Source organism: Bacillus sp. 22475, assembly GCF_052044835.1.
GTDB lineage: Bacteria > Bacillota > Bacilli > Bacillales > Bacillaceae_G > Bacillus_A > Bacillus_A cereus.
The window spans coordinates 1-18,477 of the sequence record NZ_JBQENW010000050.1 but is presented as its reverse complement, the minus strand read 5'-3'; the positions used below and the strand labels follow the sequence as shown (position 1 = coordinate 18,477).

The window sequence follows — 18,477 nt, the reverse complement described above, 5'->3', positions numbered from 1 at the left end:
AGTATCTATCACTCATTCTTTTACAATAGTTATAAGCGAATCTTGCAGCACCAGCATGGTTTCTAAGCACTTTTTCTTGTTCAGGCGTTGGAATCAGTCTGACTTTCTTCGCCAATATCATCAGAATGTAACTCCTTTAATGAAAGACTTGTTCTTCTGAATCGTAGCGTGTTCCACCAGCATCCTCCTGAGACTACTCGGATGCAAACCTGTTAATTCTGATACTTGACTAACTCGTAAAAATTTCATTATTATTCTTACCTCATTGAACCTATCATAGCACGTACGTTCGGTATGTTCAATGAGGTTTGATAGATTTAATTAAATGTATCTCGTTCAACTAAGGTCGCAACTCCTTAGCCAGTTCTCTTATGAACTTCTCATGTTTTCACATGAGCGCAGACTATATGTTTATCTCTTTAGAGATAGAGGATTTTTCCACCACCATAGGCTTGTGGTGTACTCTCGTCAGTTATACGAGATAGTCGTTGAACGTTCATCTTATCACTTTTGACTTAGATGATTCGAGGCGGAAGACCCATTGTTCTAGTGTTTAGGATTTAACCTTGCACCATCTGATTGATTTTTTCTGCTTTCGCAACATTCACGCTCGCCATTTCTAGCCACGTTGTAGTTCAATCAGCTTTAGGGATTGCCCGCAGTTAATCCTCACTACTAGCCAATCACTTGACTAGCAGGGCTTACTGATATATTTAATTAACTTTGGTTATAAATGGTTAAATAAATCGTAACAGTTAGTTACCCTTCCTATCTATCCTTTATAGTACACAATTTGAGTAGAAAGAACAGCTAGTGCAGAGAAATTATTTCCTCTATCTATATATTTTCTTCAACTTATCCGATCCCATACCACCTATAATCATGAATGCAAGGGGCAAAAGATTCATTACATATGGCGCATCTGCTACAATTGTAATACTTGCTCCTGCAAACTTATTTAGTATCCATACAACGATTTTGATAAGAAACAAAAATACTCCAAGCGTGAATAGACTATCGAAAAACACCTTCCATTTTGGATATGCTAATTGTTTACTATCTTCAATTACTTTTTGCGTCAACTCTTCATCACTCCTTAGCAGTTCATCAATCGTAATACCGAACAAATCACTTAAATGAATAATAATTTCAATGCTCGGATAGTTCTTTCCCGTCTCCCATTTCGAAACAGATTGCCTACTTACATGAAGTTTTTCAGCCAAATCATTTTGCGACTAATTTCTTTTTTCCCTTTCTTCTTTTAAACGCTCACTAAAAATCATACTGTGTTTATCACCTCTCTATGCCCATTACCGTCAAATAAATGATGAAGAGTAAAGCTAGTTATCGTTGCATTTCCTGCGCAACTTATGCGTTACAGCTTATAATAGCGCTATTTAATATGGATCTTTCCTATACTATGCTCCAATAATAATTTCCCGAACAATAATACAAAGAGCGGATACTAATAAAGTGAAACTTTGATCAGCCCTCACCAATCGGGCTTTTACGGACAGCCCGGCAAATAGCGGGATAAAGACTAGATTAGGCATAAAAAATACGCCACCCCTTCTTATCAGTCTCCAGAAAGAATAACGCAAATTTTCATTTTTACTCATCACTTTTCGGACTATATGAAAACCCCGGATATTTCACAACAGGCCACTTCTCCTTACGCAGGGAATCCATTACTTGCGGGCCAACATGTATATTACTCTCCACTATTTCTTTAGGAGTCAGTGCCATCCATTGATTTAACGATACATCTTCAAAACGATTGCTTCTGAACATCTCTAAAAACCATAATGTTTCGGTACCTGTATTTTGAATATAATGCCCCGTCGCAAACGGTACATATCCGACATCACCAGCTCTATAATCAAATGTACGAGCGGTACCATTTCCAAGAAACACAGTCATTCTCGCTTCTCCTGTCAAATAATATTGCCATTCATCATTATTCGGGTGCCAATGAAGTTCTCTCATTCCACCAGCCTCAACCTCAACGAGCGCTGCTGCGATCGTTTTTGAAATAGGGAAATTTGTAGAATCTACAATTCGAACGCTACCACCAGGAGTCTTAATTGGCTTTTGTTTTAACAGTTCATGTTTAAATGTTAAAGGAACTTCCCCTTTCGGTGATTGAACTTCCTGACTTTCAAGCGAACCTGGCACCTCTCCTTGATAAATATAAACTTGACCTGAAGGGATAGAATGAAAAGCACTCTCAGGTACTCCAAAATTAGCCGACAACACTTCTTTTGGCGTATGCGCAAACCAATCAGAAATAGCTAAAGTAGATAAATCAGAAAAATGTCCATCATCGAAAACAAGTAGAAATTCACAATGTTCTAATCCTTGAATGGAATGCGGAATACCAGGCGGAAAATACCAAAGATCACCTGGTCCAACATCAGCAATAAAATTCCGTCCATTTTGATCAACAGCCGTTATGCGCGCCCGTCCTAAAAGCATATACGCCCATTCTGCCTCTTTATGCCAATGTAGTTCTCGTACTCCACCGGCCGTTAAACTCATATTTACTCCCGCAATCGTCGTCGAAACCGGTAGTTCCCGAGCAGTAATCTCCCGAGACCACCCGCCTTGTTTCAAAATCATAGAAGTGTCCGAGAATGAAAACTTCAAGTTAGGAACTAACCCTGCATCCGTTATAGGCGGAACAAGCATATTCGGATTTTGAATATCCCGCATAACATTACGAGGTCCAGAATCAATCGCACCCGCTCCGTCGCTGCGGATTGGTTGTGGCACATTCCCTCCCGCTTCATTAACAGTACGTTTCTTCATGATTACACCCCTTTTTCATCCGGTTATTAGGTGAAAATCCTCCACCATAGTGTATGAATCGGGCTTTAGATGGTTACAGTTACTATGGAGTTACATCAACTGCCTATCATTATCGTTTTGTGTTGATAAAGTGAAGGTTTAATTAGCCCTCACCGATCGGGCTTTTACGGGATAAATTGATATCTCATTTCGAATCGCTGATATACTTCGGAAAATAAAAAAATAGATAACAACATGTTACCCTAATCTTTATCACTATTCTGATTACACCCTTTTTTAGCGTGGCAATATTAACACTCTCTTTTTAAAATTCCATATCAAAATCCCTTATATTATTAACAGCGATAAAAAGGAATACCATTCTATCCAAATAGAACAGCATTCCTTTTTATAAACAGTATTTAAAAATTATTATTTAAGGTATTTCCCAAAATCATCTAAGTTTCTCGTATGATTTAGAATGATTACATACTCAACTTCAACTTCTGTTACTACCATTTCTAGTACTTGATGGACTTCAATATAATCATTTTCATATTCTTTTGTCGAAGCTACAATCTCTTCTAAGGTTCTTACAAATGTTTCAGCACTCCAGTCTTTTGTTGACAACGCCACATAGGTTTGAAATTTTTTTTTATTCATGTTAGTTCTTATCTCCTCCCGCAACAATAAAACTATATATCTAGTATTTTAAATGTAAAATACCCTCAAGCAAATATCAATTTTTTCATTTAATAAGTCTTCAATTTTAAAATGACAGCTAACAAACGAAACCTATACTTTTCTCTTATACAAATATTTAACATAATAAAAAAGAAGAGAAATACAATATATTTCTCTTCTTTAAACGTAATCTATTAAAGCAATACCGAATCTTTATCACTATCCTGATTACGTTTCTCGCGTTCTTCTTCTAAGCGCTTCATATACACTTCGCCTTCTTTTTCGATAAACTCATTATCCATATCTTGTTCTTTTTTCGAAGTATATAAAACCATGTAGCCACTTAGTACAATCCCGACAATCACAAGATACACCCACCATGGTAAAGTTTCCAAATCACTTCATTCCTTTCCTTAGACAAGCCTTATTAGTTTCACTCTATGAGGAAAGAAGTGGATTTATACCTAAAATTTTATTGTGGATGCTTCGCGAAAAATGCTTGTACATATTCCATAAACTCAATTGGTTCCTGACGAAACGGTGCGTGGTATCCTTTTTCAATAATATGAAACGTACTATTTGCAAATAACCCATGATACAGTTCACCATTTTTCCAAGAAACACTCTTATCGTGTCGTCCCCATATAATTAAAGTCGGTACCTTAATTTTATCAGCTTCCATCGCAATGCGGCGCTCTCTCATTTTCGTAAGCTGATCATAATGCTCTTTATCATCACGGCTATTTTTTACTTCATTTTTATTATACTTCGTAATCTCAGTTACAGTTTGTAAGTCCGTCGATAGCGCTGGTACTTCATAACTTTCTTTTTGCTGGAAAGACTCTATCCCTGTAGAATCCGCCAAAACGAGATGCGTCACTGCATCCGGATATAAATACGCTAAATTGAGGGACATCTCTCCGCCCATTGAATGGCCGAGCACCGCAAACTGATCGTATCCGAGCTTCTTCATTAACTTATAATATAAATTTACTTGCGCAGGAAACGAATACTGAAAATCAATAGGTTTAGAAGAACGCCCAAACCCTAAAATATCAACCGCAATAATCGTATGGTCTCGCGCTAGTTCCGGATAAATATCACTAAACCCATCAGAAGAACCACCAAACCCGTGAAGCATAAGTAACGGAGGTTTCCCCTCACCAATTTGTTTAAAATAAATCGTCTGCCCATCAATTTGCGCCATACTCTCTTTCGTATTTAGCTTCATCATAACAGTATCTTTCACTTCTCCAACCTTCGCAATCGGCTTATCGACGAAATTACAAATAATTAACAAAACGAGCACAATACCGCTAATCATATAAAACTTAAACCTTTTCAAAGTTCCCGTCTCCTTTCTCTTGTTGCTATTTAAAGTTTTTACATTTTTCGGTTATTTTATGTTCTCTTCTTGATTGTAACCGAAATGGTTACAATTATACTAAAAAAATATAACTCATTTCTATTACTAATGGTTATTCTGTAACTATTATAGTTACATATTTAAAGTAAGTCAATTCTTTTACAACTAAAAAGAAAAAAGAGACCTCATTGTGAGATCCCTTTTTCTATTTTAGCCACCATAATCCCCATGTTCAGCTTTCATTATTGTTGGACTTTCTTGATGATTTGTTGAACTATATACTCCTAAAGTCAGTGTAAATACTGTTACAATCCCTAATAATTTAATCACCATTTTTTTCATTTTAAAGCCCCCTTATCAAAAAGTTTTTCTCTTGCTTTTTTACTAAGATAAAAATACTTACTTGCCTCTTCCCAAAGGTTTTCTTCATAAAATTTTATTGCTAATTTTTCCTTATACTCCTGAGTATAATCATATAACTCTTCTCTTTCAAAATACGTAATTCCTCTAAGAATAATGACTTCTAATTCTTCTGCTTTTACACCTTGATTTAATGCATTTAAAATTTCATAATGGTGTTGATATCCTTCAATTTTCGAATCTCTACAGATCTTCAATCCTTTTTCTATAAGCTTATTTGCAATCTCATGCTCTTTTAACTTGTAATGCTCTTTTGCTTTTACATAAAGAGATTTATAATGTTGGGGAGATTTTTCTACTACTTCAGTAAGATAACGAATTGCCAATGCAGATAAATTTTGCGTAGAATACATCCATCCTAAATTATGACGAACCATAATAATAAATTTTTCTTCACCAATCTTTTGAAATTGATCCATAGCAGCTGTGAAATGCTCTTCAGCTAATTCCCATTCCTTTAAGTTCATACAGGCTAAGCCTAAAACATTATCACAAAAAGCTACATTTAATTCATATCCATCATGATTTGAATACATATCCTTTGCTTTCGTTGCATGTTTAATAGATACCAAAGCTTGTTGTATATCATAATGAAATGTAGCTAACTTATAATAAAATTCAGCTTTTTCTAATTGATCAGGAACATACTTTAGAAAGCTTTCAGCTTTTTCGTAATGTTCCTTAGCGAGATGAAAATTTCCTAACTCACTAGAATGTATTGCTTTAAAAAAGTGATAATAATAAGTTAAAAAGTGATCTGTTGGTTGATTAAAAGAATCTATCTTGTTAAAACTCTCTTGAGATAAGCCTAGATTATCTATTAAATAGTTATATCGAAATTCTAGCAAATAATAATAAAGTAATAGATTTTGGTCCTGCAAACCTTCTTCAGTCTCTTTTTTTAGTTTAGTAAGTTTAAAATCAATTTCTTGTTTTAGACGTTCTGCATTACTTATACGTCTTGATCTAATCTCTAGATACCATTCATTCAATAGCTGCGTCAATTTTTCGTTTGTAGTAGATGTAATCATGAAACCCCTCCTAATCATCTGTTATGTACTCTTCCATAAATAATAACAGAAAATTCAAATACTAATTCCGATCATCCTAAAAATAAATATTTCTCCACAATTGACTGACAATTCTTTTATTAATTCATAAAGATTAAACATTTTAATGATTATCCACATAAAAAAACAAGCAGTTCCAGCACTTCGCTAAAACTACTTGCTCTCCTACTTACTATCTCTATTTTACTCTTTAATAAATTCCTTCGTACTTCTCACTGTATCAATTGGACGAACTAATTTTTCAATTTCTTCACGTTTTGGCTCTAGGAATGGAGGTAAAGATAATTTTTCGCCAAGCGTTTCGTATGGCTCATCTCCCATAAATCCTGGGCCATCTGTTGCAAATTCAAATAAGATTTGTGGTGCAACTCTTGCATATAATGACTCGAAGAAGTGACGGTTTACATAGCCAGATGAAGGAAGTCCTACGCTACTGATTCTCTCAATCCATTCTTCTAATACCGCACGATCTTCTACGCGGAATGCCGCATGGTGCACTGTACCAAAACCTTGTTGTGCTTCAGGAAGAACTGTATTATGTTCTACGATGACAGAGGCACCGTTTCCACCTTCGTTCACTTCAAATAAATAGAATTCCCCTTCTTGCGCAACCTCTTTAAATAATAGAACTTTTTCTAACACTTCTTTGAAGAAGCTAAAGTTTGCAATACGGATAAATACAGGTCCTAAACCAGTAATTGCGTATTCTAATGGTACTGGCCCGTTTTGCCAAGGTGTACCTGATTCGATCCCTTTATCTAATTCATCAGAGATTAATTGATAGTGTTGGTCATCAAAATCAATGAAAGATAGAGTTTTCTTACCAAATTGCTCTTTAATTCCTGTATGTTCTACTTCCAGACGGTCAAAGCGTTTCACCCAATACTCTAATGCTGCATCAGTCGGAACACGGAATGAAGTTTTTGAAATTTCATTTGTACCGTGTACACCTTTCGGAATACCTGGGAAATCAAAGAATGTCATATCTGTTCCTGCACTACCTTTATCATCTGCAAAGAATAAATGATACGTTTGAATGTCATCTTGGTTTACTGTTTTCTTAACTAAACGCATTCCTAAAACGTGAGTGAAAAACTCATAATTCTTTTCTGCACTACTTGTAATCGCTGTAACGTGGTGAATTCCTTTTAATTGGTTCATTTTATATTCCTCCAATGGGTTTCATTTATATGTTAAAGTTGTATATTTTCTTCTATCACTTCTCTTCAATCGGTGCTAAATTCGCTTCAATCTCTGCACGCTGATCTTCTAAGAACGGTGGTAAATCAAGTTTTTCTCCTAAATGTTCCACATCTCCATCAACTGTAAATCCTGGTCCATCTGTCGCAATTTCAAAAAGGATTCCGTTTGATTCACGGAAATATAAGCTTTTAAAGTAGAAACGGTCGATGATTCCTGAAGACCGGAAGCCTCTTTGTTTCACCTGTTCTTCCCAATAGGCAAGCTCTGCATCATTTTTCACGCGAATTGCTAAATGGTGAATGCTCCCTCGGCCCGGCTTTTCAGTAGGTCCATCTAAATATTTCACAACGATTTCTCCAAAAGCCTCTCCTTTAATGGATTGAAAAATTGCTTCCTCTTCGCTGCGGCTAACCTCTGTATAACCAAACATCTCTGTAAGTGTACTCGCCATTTTATCAAGTCTACGAACTGTCATTTCCACAGAACCCATTCCTTGAATTTGATGCTTTGCAGGAACTTCTGATTTCTCCCAAGTTTCCCAGTGCTCCACTTTTTCTCCGTTTGAAACGAGTAATACTAAGCGAAGACCTTCAGCATCCTCAAATTGCAAAGCAGGACGATTTGCATATGTTGTCATTTCACTATGTTTCACATCAAATTCCTCAAATCGCGCTTTCCAGTAATGCAAACTTTCCTCTGAAGGAACAAGTAATCCAATTCGAGTAATCGCATTCGTACCGCGATATGTTTTTCCTACTAATGGAATTTCAAAAAATGATAATTCCGTACCTGGACTTCCTGTTTTATCTCCATAAAATAAGTGGTACATTGACGGATCATCTTGGTTTACTGTCATTTTCACACGACGTAAACCAAGTACATCTTTATAAAAGTGATTATTTTCATTTGCATTTTTCGTAACCATTGAAATGTGATGATGCCCTTTAATTTTATACATTGGTTATTCCTCCGCTTCGTTTTACTAGTCAAGTGATAACTAAAAAAATAACATTTCCCACAACTAATATGGTTTTTAGCTTTTCAATTTATTCTTAATTATGTTTTTGTAAGTTCATCTTAGTTTTTACTGTATAAGTTACTTTGTTTTTTAATCGAAAACAACTGAGTGTATGTTTTTCATATGACTCAATCGCTTTCGTTACTATCACTTTACACCTCAAGTGATTGAAAAGCAAGTGAAAAATCTCGAATTCGAGATTTTTTTGTTAAATAACATTTAGAGTGTAAAATCATTAATTTCTGGATAGCGTCACATCACTATCAAGCTAAAGACTCAAAGCTCTCCATGCCCATCATGCTAACAAGAATACACTACCCCAAAACGATAAAAATGAACTTCGTTGCTACAAAAGACAACTTTTTTGTTCCGAGGGAATTATAGAATTTTATATCTTTACAATTATTTATGGGGAGTTAATTCATTTTTTTCAAGAATAAGTAATTTCTTAAATAAAAGTTCACGTACCTCTTCCTTATGATAATTAATTTTTGTTGATTGATAAGAAATTTAATGAATGATTATTCGAATATGCTTTCGTAAATGTTAAATGTAGTTTTTGGATGATGTTTGGTCAAGTTGATACTAATACCCTCGATAAACGAAAGAAAATTAAGAGTGTTCCGAGAAAAAGTAATTAAAAAACGCTCATTTACAGAAGAACATTATTCAAGTGAAGCCCTCTATAATTCAATTACAACTCCTTGAAAGTTTATGATACTATCCTGATCACACTTTTTATATTTAATGTTTTAAGGAAAAAAGCTATACTATAAGCGAAACTAAAAATCAGAAAGGAAATACCAGAACATGGAAAATTATATGCTATTTATCCTTACAGCACTCCTTATTATAATGATGCCTGGTCCCGGTTTTGCTTTAGTTACAAAAAACACTATCTCTCATGGTAGAAATGGTGGGATAAAGACCGTCTTAGGAACGGTATCTGGAATGATGATTCATACAATAATGGCTACACTAGGACTCTCTGCTATCTTAATGAAATTTGCTATGCTATTTACATTAATAAAATATGCTGGGGCATTTTATTTAATTTATTTAGCTGTAAAGTCAATTAAAAGTGCCTTTTCTAAAAAAGGAGATATGTCAGGTTCAGTGGAAATAAACTCTAAGGATATTGGAACGGTTAAAAGTTTTAGACAAGGATTTACCACGGCAATCTTAAACCCAAAAACGGCTGTATTTTTCCTTAGTTTTCTACCCCAATTTATCGTGAGTAATCAAAGTCATTTCTTCCAATTTCTTTTGTTGGGATTCACATTTACGACTTTGACAGCAATATGGTATTTACTTTATATCTCTCTAATACGTCAATTAAGAACTTTTTTAAAAAAAGAAAAGGTGAACCGTACAATAGAGGGTATTACTGGCACAGTATTATTAGTATTTGGAGTTAGGCTATTTTTCCAAAAATAAATATGTAATAGAGAGAGTTTAAAACTTTCGGTTTTTCCAATAAATGAATCAATATAAAAAGTATGGCTTTCAAACAGTAAAAAAGTGAACAAACGAGTGTGTTTGTGGAATAAGCTTCAATAAAATAACCAAACTTTTTATAAAGAAGTGAATCGATTATATTAAAATTGATATAAAGGCGTTATCCTTTCCTATGATTTCTCAGAAAGAATAACGCCTTGCTCTTTTTAGAGGGTATTTTGTCTAGTTAGCTTGATAGCGATGTGGTTCTATCCCTTATAAATGTTACAAAAACATTTATAATAGCTCTAACTTGCACAATGCTTCCCGTTAATATAATACGCTGATTCTGTGAAAACCGTAAATACAACCTCTACTTCTGGAAGTCCAAAATCCATTACATATGTAGTAATGGCCTTGGCAAATCGATTACGAATTTCCTGTCCACGCTCGAACCATTTCACTTCAATAAGAGGAAACGCTTCTATTTCTTCTCCATTGAATACAAACGTAGAACTTGGTAGTTCCAACGTAAAATTATCCGTACCACACTCACAAATCTCTGCGAGCTCTTCTACTAATGGCTTGCTTATGTGTTTTAATTGTTCAGTAGTAATTCCACAAAACACAATATGCGGCATGTAAATCCCTCCTTTAGATAGTTTTATATTTGCCCACATCATAGCACAATTCTCCCACCTTTTAACAAAAATAGATGCTAAACAAGTTTCAACTCTTATTTTTAGGCCTGTTATACAGGCTGAAGCGATTTTAAGTATCTGCCATATTAAAGTTGATATGCTCCCATTCTAGTGGTGAGATATGTTTTAATCGTTCTTCGTTAACCCCATGCGTACTTCTTAACTATTTCATTTAATTTTTAATAAAGAAAACAGCCTCACTAAGCTTTTAAAACTTAATAAGGCCACTTTATTCACACTTTTAATTATGGAACGTCGGTTTATAGAACGAACGATTATCAAGTGCGAAGACACGCTCTGTGTATTCACCTGGTTTTGTGCGTCCTAATGCGCGGTCCATCATGTTCATTTTTGCATCTAAGTTATCGATGTAGTGCAGAATTTCTGCTTCTTTTACTAATGGTGGTTTTGGGCTACCCCATTCTGCTTTTCCATGGTGAGAAAGGACGATGTGTTGAAGAATTAATACTTCTTCTGCATCGATTTGCAATTCGTCTGCTGCTTTACCGATTTCGTTCACCATGATCGAAATGTGGCCTAGTAAGTTTCCTTCTAACGTATACGTTGTAGAAATTGGGCCAGATAGTTCAATTACTTTACCAAGGTCATGTAAAATAACGCCTGCATATAGTAAGTCTTTATCTAATGATGGGTATAGATTTGAAATAGCTTTCGCTAAATCTAGCATCGATACGACGTGATAAGCTAGTCCAGATACGAACTCATGATGATTCTTTGTCGCTGCTGGATATTCTAAAAATTCGTTTTGATGCTTATTTAATAAATGTCTTGTTAGACGTTGAATGTTCGGATTTCTCATTTCAAATATGTATTGTGTAATTTTCTCAACCATATCTTCTTTTTTCACTGGTGCTTTTTCTACGAAATCCGAGATGTCTGTTACTTCATTTTCATTCGCAACACGGATTTGTTTCACACGTAATTGAATACGTCCTTTGTAGTTTAAAATATCACCAGCTACTTTAACGATTGTTTCTGCTACATATTGTTTCTCAACTTCTGGTGATACGTCCCATAGCTTCGCTTCAATATCTCCACTTGGGTCTTGTAAGATTACTGTTAAAAATGGCTTTCCATTACTTGCTAGACCTTTTGTCGCTGTTTTAATTAACAAGAAAACATCGACTTGTTCACCAACTTCATATTCTGCAATTTTCTTTTTCATTCGAATTCCTCCACCAAATCAGTTACTTTTAGTATAGCATATCACAACTCATTTTCTTTACGCTTATGTGTTAATTTTACAATCTGTTTTTCTGTAAAATACGCGAGTAAATGCGCATGACATGTAAAGAAGATGACTTGTCTATCTTTTGCGATTTCCTTTATTAGTTCAATCGTTCGATCCGTCCTTACCGCATCAAAGTGCACGAAACTATCATCAATAATAAATGGGTAATCATGTTCAAATGTTTTCGCTAACGCAAATCGTAATGATAAATATAACTGCTCCGCTGTCGCTTGGCTTAGTTCATGACTGTAAAAACGCATGCCGTCGTTACGTTCAACAATAAACGGCTCCGACTCTGACGGTGAAAAGATTTTACTGTATCGTCCGCCTGTTAAATACACAAAGTACTCTTCTGATTTTTGTAAAATACGAGGCAGATGCACTTCATGATAATAGTGCTTCGTTTTCGTTAACACCGTCTTTGCGGCCGCATAAGCAGCCCATTTCTTCACTTGTTCACGCACTTGCGCTTTTTTCATTTCCCACTCATGCATTAAATCGCCGTACGTACTACCTTCTTCTAAACCCGCAATTTCCATACGATGTTTCGCAATGCGCTCTGTCAGTTCTTTCTCTTGCGCCAGACAGTTTTGCACGACTGTAATTTCTCTCTTTAATTTCTCTTCATAACCGTCAGCTTCGTAATGTTCAGCTAATGATAAACTCGTTAAACGCTGTTCTAACAGATCAATTTGCGGTAATAAACGCCCTACTTGTTTCTCAGCATCTTCACGCTTTTCTGCCAGTTTACCCGCTTCTAAAAACATCTCTTCATCTGTAGCATCTGCAATATTCCATAATGCATCTCGTTCTACTAGCAGTTGTTTCAGTTGCTCTTGCATGAACTCATATTCTTCTTGCCATTCAGCTAGTTTCTCTTTCAACTGCTTACAAGTTTGTCTCTTCTCTTTCTCATTTTGCATAAGGCTTTGCGCCTCATACAACTTACTATACTCAGCACTACCGATAACAGTTTCTAGTTTATGTTCAAATTGCGAAATCATTTCATATAATGAAGATTTTCGCGTGCCTCGCTTATCTAATTCACGATATAATTGCTGCATTTTTTCAATACGCTCAAACGCTGGCAATATGTGTGCATACGTATAAAATTCTGGGAACATATAGCGCGTTTTATATGCATCTACTTGTTCTCCCGCCTGGAACGTTTCTCTCTCCCATTCCTCATACGATGAAACGACTTTATCATAAGCTCGCTCCATTTGCTGCAATTTATAAGACTCACGCTCAAATAGCTTACGAATTTCTTCATCCTTTTCTAACTGATAGCGCACAGACAGCGCTTCTTCACTTTGTCTCCCGCCAGCACTTTGCCGAAGAGTAAGAAGCTCTTCTTGTAATCCGCTTGATGGATCTTTATATAAAACAAGAGCAAGGACAATCCCTACAAAAACAATAACACTAATAAATAAGAGCGGGCGGTTATCAATAAATAAACTCGTGAATAAAACAAGCGTGTTAATAAGAAGTAACAGAAGACAAATTCTTTGCCACTGCTTTTTCTTTTGCATAGCTGCTCCTGCTTTTTCCTCATACTTGCGCTTTATTCTCTCTGCCCCCATACCGATAAACGCCGCATCTTGGAACGATTTCTCTTTCTCAACTAACGTATTTCGCTCTTCATCAACTAACATTTGTTTCTGAATCTGTCTTATATTTTCTTCTTGTTCTTCTAATTGCTCTTGCGCTACTTTAAAACGATCATCAAGCTGTGCTTTTTGCGTTTCTAATTCACGTGCCTTTTGCACGGTTTGCGTAATTAATTCTTTCGTTGCCAAACTCATGTCAAACGCAAGAACCGCTTCCTTTTCAAAAGTAGCACCAATTTGTTGTTCTAGTTCTGCAATTTCTTCTTTTATATTCGTAATACTTCCTGTCATATCACGCATTTCTTGGCACGCATTTTCATAAGACAAATGCTGCATACGAAGTTCTTCTACATAACTTTCTTTTTGTAAAAACTCTTCATCTATTTGAATCGAGGCAATTTCCGATTGCACTGTCTCGATTTTCTTATGGAGCGAATCAACTTGTAACTGAAGCGGCTCCATCTTCGCCTTAATCGCTTCATAGCGCGCCATTCCGTTTACAGGAAACTGCCTGCTCTCATTTTCTAACACTTTCTCATGCGCACGCTTTTCAATAACGAGTGGCTCTAGCGCTGCTAATATTTCATAATCTTGCTTTCGCCTTTCTGCACTCTCTTTCTCTCCGCGAACAGAAGCAAGTTTCTCTTCACTTTCTTTTAATTGCTCGACTTGTTTTTCATACGTGCCAATTTTCCCTTGCCACTCTTTCATCTTCTCTTCAAGTTTCTTCATTTCTTGCAGTGACACGTTAATTTCCGGTTTACGCCCACTCGGTTTAAAGCGTTGATCCATTTCTTTTTCTAGCTTTTTATCTAACTGTAATAGCGCATCGCTTCCGACTGCACTTGCCGAAAATAAATAATTGCCAATATCTGCTTCGCCAAGCTGATGAATGTTTTGAAGGCCATGCATATCAAATGAAAAGACAGATTCAAATAAATTTTCATTCATCCCGCTTAATATATCGTTTAAAATTTCTTCTCCGCCCGTTTTCCCGTCTTCAAAATAAACGGTCACCTCGCCAGCTGCCGTCTTTGGCAATCGCTCAATTTTCAAACGACTGTACTGCTCTGTTTGCACAGTGATTGCACCGCCATACTTCCCGCCTTCTTTCGGCTCATAACGGCGCTGTCCTCTCGTCGGAAAACCGAATAAAATACTTTTCATAAATGAGCGAATTGTCGATTTCCCCGCTTCATTTTCACCGTATAACACTGTCAGCAAGGAAAGATCCATTTCCACATTTTCTAATTTTCCGTACCCATAAATCTGGAGTTTTTCAATTCTCATTTTTTATCCCTCTCTTGCTGGAATAATTGTTCTAAAATAATATTTTCTGCTTCCTTTTGAATCTCTTTCTTCTCTTCTTCTGTAAAAGATTCAATACTATTACGCGCTACAGGAGATGTCCAAATAGTGCGCAATACTCCGTCCATATTAGTGAAAGCTTCTAACTCCTTTAGCACACTACCGACGAAATGATTTTCCGCTTTCAAACGTTCGATTTCCGCAAAAGAAACCGTCTCATTTTTCCACTTCATTGCATATACGAAATCTTTTCGCTCTTCTCCAGATGCTAAAATGTGAAAAATCTCTTCCACACGCTTTTCGTCGCGCAAATAAGGTGAAAGTGGGCCTTGTCCTGTAAATACGACAGTTAATAGCGTACCTTCCTCTTCTCTTCGGCATTCATTCATCGCAGTAGATATGCTTGTCATAAGTTCATCAACAGTGTCAAGTCCATCAATACCAACCTCGATTTCGTCCCATACAACATCTGCCGTATGGAAAAATGAACACTGCGATCCTTTTTTCGTAAGTTCAATAAGGTATGCACCCTTCTCGCCTGTTTCCTTACGATGACGACCTTGTATGTTCCCTGGATAAATAATGTATGGTTCTTCTGATAAAATTTCACGTTTATGTATATGGCCAAGAGCCCAATAATCAAACTGTTTTTCTTTCAACTCACGAATTTGAAACGGTGCATAGCGATTATGCTCTGCATCTCCTTCCACACTTCCGTGAAGCATGCCAATATGAAAAGGCGCATCACTCATTTTCGTATACTGCGCTGTCATATTATCCGTTACCGCTTGCTGCAAATAACTAAACCCATAAATAGAAGCTAATAGCTCACCATTTTTATAAAATGATTTCTCTTCTACATAAGGATCGGTAAACACATGAACATTTTCCGGAAACTCAATTGCTGCCCAGCTTCCCCCTAAATGATCATGGTTACCGTGAATAATAAAAACAGGGATATCGTACTGCGAAAGTCTCTTCATTTGCTCACGCACAAACACTTGCGCCCTCAAACTTCTCGTCTCCGCATCATACAAATCCCCAGCTAGTAATACGAAATCAACGCGCTCTTGAATCGCTTTATCAACAATACGCTCAAATGATTCAAACGTACTTTGCTTCATTCTCTCCCAAACAGACTGCGCAACATTCATCTCCATTCCTTTAAACGGACTATCCAAATGCAAATCAGCCGCATGTATAAACTTTACTTGTTTCACAAATAACGATCCTTTCTATCTTTCAAAAGTTTCATTTTATTAAAATTAACATCGCTGAAAACTAATAATCATCGAGAATGAAAATATTCTCGATGATTAAAGTTTCATTCTATTTTACCACGCAATGTCATATATTTCTTTGCATATTGTAGCGTTTTATGTCAAAATAATTATAAGATTCTGATTTTAATTATTGGAGGGAATTTTCATGGGAGTATACGTTCTAACAGTCTTTGAAAAAGATGGTTCAAAAGCATTAGACGAATCATTCGAGGCGGCAACTGAAAAAGAAGCGAAAGCAAAAGGTGAATCTATTTTACAAGAAAAAGGATTGTATGAAAAAACACATCGCTGTACATCTACTGCAGGTAAGCTCGTTTTATTCCAGCGCTAAAAAAAAGAAGCGTCATCCGCTTCTTTTTCACTCTACTATATCTTCGTCGCACCACGTAAACACCACATCTAGAATGCGATTACCAATACGTACGCGTTTATTCCATTTACCTGTTTGGATCTGATGTTGCAATTCAGCTTTCATCTTTTCCGTCCAGTCGTGAATCGTTTCACTACCGTCGTACGGATATACGCTCGGAAACTCTTTCTGCAGTAGATGCAAGCTCTCTGCATCAAAATGAAAATGGAAGAAGTAGTTTGCTGTAAGCGATGGTTCTTGCAATCGTAAAAAATGATCATCAATTTGCTTTCTATTTCTATAGAAAGTAAAGATATTCACTTTACCGCTAGTAATTTGGTCAATTTGAATTTCGTGCTTCTCTATAATCACGTCTTGCCCACCTCGTTGTATACTACCTTTAGTATATATGTCTTTTGCAACAAAGTTAACCATTTTCGCGCGAAATTCATTTCCTTCATTATAATTCCTGTACCTCCAAGTATAATCAGGACAAATAAAAACAAAGTTGAAGGGGAGCGATCACATGTATTTCGGAAGCAAAGGTTGGTATGTAAAAGAACTTAAAAAATTAGGTATCCGTACTTATGAAGGTAAAAAACTAGAATCTTATCGTACGCATGTGTTATCTAGTTTACTTGAGAGAATGAAGAAGGCTTCGGCTTAATAGAAAAACACCTCCCGAATTCGCATACTAATTGAACTGACCCACGAATTTGGTACATGAAAAAAACACCTATGCTACCTGTTTCTTGTATTCTATAGGAGACAGGTAGTTTAACTTTTCTTGAATACGTTCCGTATTATAATACTCAATGTAATCGTGAATGAGTTGTTTGAGAGTAGAAGTTGAATGTATTTGTTTTTCTTGGGAATAAAACAATTCAGATTTCAATGAGGAATGAAAAGATTCTATTACGGCATTATCATGACAATTTCCTTTACGGGACATACTTGTGGTAATGCCATTTTTTTTAGATAACGTTTGGAAAGCGTAGGAGGTATACACGGCCCCTTGATCACTATGTAGTATAATTTGAGTCTTTTGTTGCAGTTTTATCGCCTTCTCAACTGTTCTTAAGACGAGTGTTACGTCTTGTCTGTTACTTATTTCATATGCAATGATTTCATTGTTATATAAATCCATAATACTTGATAAATACAACATCTCTGTACCAAATGGCAAATATGTAATGTCTGTAACCCATTTTTCATTTGGCTTGTTAGCTTGAAAGTTTCTATTTAAGAGATTCTCTACAACAATTCTACTTTCTCCATTGATCCAGGTTCTTCTCTTTCTTTTAACCCTACATTGTAAATTTTTCTTTTGCATTATTTTTTGTACAGTTTTTCGATTTAGGTGATAATTATATTTTCGTTTCAATAAAGCAGTAACTTTGCGATGTCCATATCGAAAGTGATTTGTCATACAAATTGTCAAAATAGCCTGTTCTAATTTTGCTTCCTTTACATCTTTCACTTTATTTTTCCATCGATAATAAGTAGAACGAGGTATACCAATTAATATACATATCTCTTTAATGGAGTACTCATCTTTCATTAACTCCACTACTTCTACAACTACTTCTTTAACCAACTCCTCTCGATTTCTTGGTACTTTTTTAAAATATCTAGTTGCATTTTTAATTTCCGATTCTCTATCTGAAGCTTCTCGATTTCAGTTATACCTTCTTCACTAGCCTTTTGTAGCGTACTTTGTTTTCCTACAGGGCGACTAAAACGATACGTTTCACCTTCACGATGCCACTTCATCCAAGTTTTAATCTGTGCTTTATTTTTAATTCCTAATTGTTCCATAATTTCTTTATTTGTGTATCCTTGTTTTTTCAGTTCGATTGCTTTCCATTTAATTTCTTCTGAATAAGATTTTCTCGTTCCCATAAAAGAAACACCTCCGTATATTCGTATTTAAATTAAATACGGTATAAGAGGTGTTTTTTCCTTGTCTTATTTCATTGGGTCACTTCA

19 protein-coding genes are annotated in these 18,477 nt (G+C 35.8%); 3 read left to right on the top strand and 16 right to left on the bottom strand.

The features are described 5' to 3' along the window. The 10 genes from ACTJJY_RS30515 to ACTJJY_RS30470 all read right to left on the bottom strand — a co-directional run. On the bottom strand, window positions 1–121 hold a 121-nt coding region (locus tag ACTJJY_RS30515), incomplete at its 3' end, for a helix-turn-helix domain-containing protein (protein ID WP_000599313.1). Window positions 122–833: 712 nt separating this feature from the next. Further along, on the bottom strand, window positions 834–1,223 hold the full coding sequence (locus ACTJJY_RS30510) for a helix-turn-helix domain-containing protein (protein WP_440607337.1): 390 nt from the start codon (window positions 1,221–1,223) through the stop codon (window positions 834–836). 388 nt (window positions 1,224–1,611) lie between these two features. Beyond that, on the bottom strand, window positions 1,612–2,808 hold the full coding sequence (locus ACTJJY_RS30505) for an oxalate decarboxylase family bicupin (protein WP_440607336.1): 1,197 nt from the start codon (window positions 2,806–2,808) through the stop codon (window positions 1,612–1,614). 411 nt (window positions 2,809–3,219) lie between these two features. Continuing rightward, window positions 3,220–3,450, bottom strand: coding sequence for a hypothetical protein (locus ACTJJY_RS30500; protein ID WP_440607335.1), 231 nt, complete (start codon window positions 3,448–3,450; stop codon window positions 3,220–3,222). Between the two features lie 215 nt (window positions 3,451–3,665). Next, entirely contained in the window at window positions 3,666–3,866 is a 201-nt protein-coding gene (locus tag ACTJJY_RS30495; RefSeq protein ID WP_000449223.1) for a sporulation YhaL family protein, read from the bottom strand. Between the two features lie 77 nt (window positions 3,867–3,943). Continuing rightward, on the bottom strand, window positions 3,944–4,816 hold the full coding sequence (locus ACTJJY_RS30490; RefSeq protein ID WP_440607334.1) for an alpha/beta fold hydrolase: 873 nt from the start codon (window positions 4,814–4,816) through the stop codon (window positions 3,944–3,946). A gap of 231 nt (window positions 4,817–5,047) precedes the next feature. Then, window positions 5,048–5,179 (bottom strand): hypothetical protein, encoded by a 132-nt coding sequence (locus ACTJJY_RS30485; RefSeq protein WP_016082610.1) that lies wholly within the window; start codon window positions 5,177–5,179, stop codon window positions 5,048–5,050. Next, window positions 5,176–6,288: a tetratricopeptide repeat protein gene (locus ACTJJY_RS30480; protein WP_016082611.1), complete on the bottom strand. Its 1,113-nt coding sequence runs from the start codon at window positions 6,286–6,288 to the stop codon at window positions 5,176–5,178. The genes ACTJJY_RS30485 and ACTJJY_RS30480 overlap by 4 nt, the downstream gene beginning before the upstream one ends. A gap of 222 nt (window positions 6,289–6,510) precedes the next feature. Next, a complete protein-coding gene (locus tag ACTJJY_RS30475) occupies window positions 6,511–7,488 on the bottom strand; it encodes a ring-cleaving dioxygenase (RefSeq protein ID WP_440607333.1) in 978 nt (325 codons plus the stop codon). Between the two features lie 55 nt (window positions 7,489–7,543). Then, window positions 7,544–8,488, bottom strand: a complete 945-nt coding sequence (locus tag ACTJJY_RS30470) for a ring-cleaving dioxygenase (protein WP_440607332.1) — start codon at window positions 8,486–8,488, stop codon at window positions 7,544–7,546. Between the two features lie 870 nt (window positions 8,489–9,358). Here ACTJJY_RS30470 and ACTJJY_RS30465 point away from each other — a divergent pair. Next, the gene (locus ACTJJY_RS30465; protein ID WP_440607331.1) at window positions 9,359–9,985 is read left to right on the top strand and encodes a LysE family translocator; all 627 of its coding nucleotides are present in this window, start codon (window positions 9,359–9,361) and stop codon (window positions 9,983–9,985) included. A gap of 308 nt (window positions 9,986–10,293) precedes the next feature. Here the strand turns inward: ACTJJY_RS30465 and ACTJJY_RS30460 are convergent, their stop codons facing one another. The 4 genes from ACTJJY_RS30460 to ACTJJY_RS30445 form a co-directional block, all read right to left on the bottom strand. Then, window positions 10,294–10,626, bottom strand: coding sequence for a DUF1904 family protein (locus ACTJJY_RS30460; protein WP_440607330.1), 333 nt, complete (start codon window positions 10,624–10,626; stop codon window positions 10,294–10,296). Between the two features lie 301 nt (window positions 10,627–10,927). Beyond that, entirely contained in the window at window positions 10,928–11,872 is a 945-nt protein-coding gene (yhaM, locus tag ACTJJY_RS30455; protein ID WP_000726652.1) for a 3'-5' exoribonuclease YhaM, read from the bottom strand. A gap of 41 nt (window positions 11,873–11,913) precedes the next feature. Beyond that, the gene (locus ACTJJY_RS30450; protein ID WP_440607329.1) at window positions 11,914–14,838 is read right to left on the bottom strand and encodes an AAA family ATPase; all 2,925 of its coding nucleotides are present in this window, start codon (window positions 14,836–14,838) and stop codon (window positions 11,914–11,916) included. Further along, on the bottom strand, window positions 14,835–16,076 hold the full coding sequence (locus ACTJJY_RS30445) for a metallophosphoesterase family protein (protein ID WP_440607328.1): 1,242 nt from the start codon (window positions 16,074–16,076) through the stop codon (window positions 14,835–14,837). The genes ACTJJY_RS30450 and ACTJJY_RS30445 overlap by 4 nt, the downstream gene beginning before the upstream one ends. Window positions 16,077–16,284: 208 nt before the next feature. On the opposite strand from ACTJJY_RS30445, the gene ACTJJY_RS30440 reads away from it, so the two are divergent. Then, window positions 16,285–16,470 (top strand): YhzD family protein, encoded by a 186-nt coding sequence (locus ACTJJY_RS30440; RefSeq protein WP_000539552.1) that lies wholly within the window; start codon window positions 16,285–16,287, stop codon window positions 16,468–16,470. 27 nt (window positions 16,471–16,497) lie between these two features. Here the strand turns inward: ACTJJY_RS30440 and ACTJJY_RS30435 are convergent, their stop codons facing one another. Then, entirely contained in the window at window positions 16,498–16,860 is a 363-nt protein-coding gene (locus tag ACTJJY_RS30435; protein ID WP_000582785.1) for a hypothetical protein, read from the bottom strand. A gap of 154 nt (window positions 16,861–17,014) precedes the next feature. Between ACTJJY_RS30435 and ACTJJY_RS30430 the strand changes: the two genes are divergently transcribed. Then, window positions 17,015–17,155 carry a YflJ family protein gene (locus ACTJJY_RS30430; protein WP_000273536.1) on the top strand — a complete coding sequence of 47 codons (141 nt, stop codon included), beginning with the start codon at window positions 17,015–17,017 and terminating at the stop codon, window positions 17,153–17,155. 69 nt (window positions 17,156–17,224) lie between these two features. Here the strand turns inward: ACTJJY_RS30430 and ACTJJY_RS30425 are convergent. After that, window positions 17,225–18,390 (bottom strand): IS3 family transposase gene (locus ACTJJY_RS30425; protein ID WP_088092380.1). Its coding sequence is split into 2 segments (ribosomal slippage): window positions 17,225–18,093 and window positions 18,093–18,390, totalling 1,167 coding nucleotides; the frame shifts between segments, so codons are not numbered across the junction. Between the last annotated feature and the right edge of the window lie 87 nt (window positions 18,391–18,477).

Bases quoted from the DNA above. Each gene is read 5' to 3' on its own strand.
- ACTJJY_RS30475 (WP_440607333.1), bottom strand. From the start codon at position 7,488: ATGAACCAATTAAAAGGAATTCACCACGTTACAGCGATTACAAGTAGT.
- ACTJJY_RS30430 (WP_000273536.1), top strand. From the start codon at position 17,015: ATGTATTTCGGAAGCAAAGGTTGGTATGTAAAAGAACTTAAAAAATTA.
- ACTJJY_RS30505 (WP_440607336.1), bottom strand. From the start codon at position 2,808: ATGAAGAAACGTACTGTTAATGAAGCGGGAGGGAATGTGCCACAACCA.
- yhaM (WP_000726652.1), bottom strand. From the start codon at position 11,872: ATGAAAAAGAAAATTGCAGAATATGAAGTTGGTGAACAAGTCGATGTT.
- ACTJJY_RS30470 (WP_440607332.1), bottom strand. From the start codon at position 8,488: ATGTATAAAATTAAAGGGCATCATCACATTTCAATGGTTACGAAAAAT.
- ACTJJY_RS30450 (WP_440607329.1), bottom strand. From the start codon at position 14,838: ATGAGAATTGAAAAACTCCAGATTTATGGGTACGGAAAATTAGAAAAT.
- ACTJJY_RS30485 (WP_016082610.1), bottom strand. From the start codon at position 5,179: ATGAAAAAAATGGTGATTAAATTATTAGGGATTGTAACAGTATTTACA.
- ACTJJY_RS30440 (WP_000539552.1), top strand. From the start codon at position 16,285: ATGGGAGTATACGTTCTAACAGTCTTTGAAAAAGATGGTTCAAAAGCA.
- ACTJJY_RS30500 (WP_440607335.1), bottom strand. From the start codon at position 3,450: ATGAATAAAAAAAAATTTCAAACCTATGTGGCGTTGTCAACAAAAGAC.
- ACTJJY_RS30460 (WP_440607330.1), bottom strand. From the start codon at position 10,626: ATGCCGCATATTGTGTTTTGTGGAATTACTACTGAACAATTAAAACAC.
- ACTJJY_RS30480 (WP_016082611.1), bottom strand. From the start codon at position 6,288: ATGATTACATCTACTACAAACGAAAAATTGACGCAGCTATTGAATGAA.
- ACTJJY_RS30465 (WP_440607331.1), top strand. From the start codon at position 9,359: ATGGAAAATTATATGCTATTTATCCTTACAGCACTCCTTATTATAATG.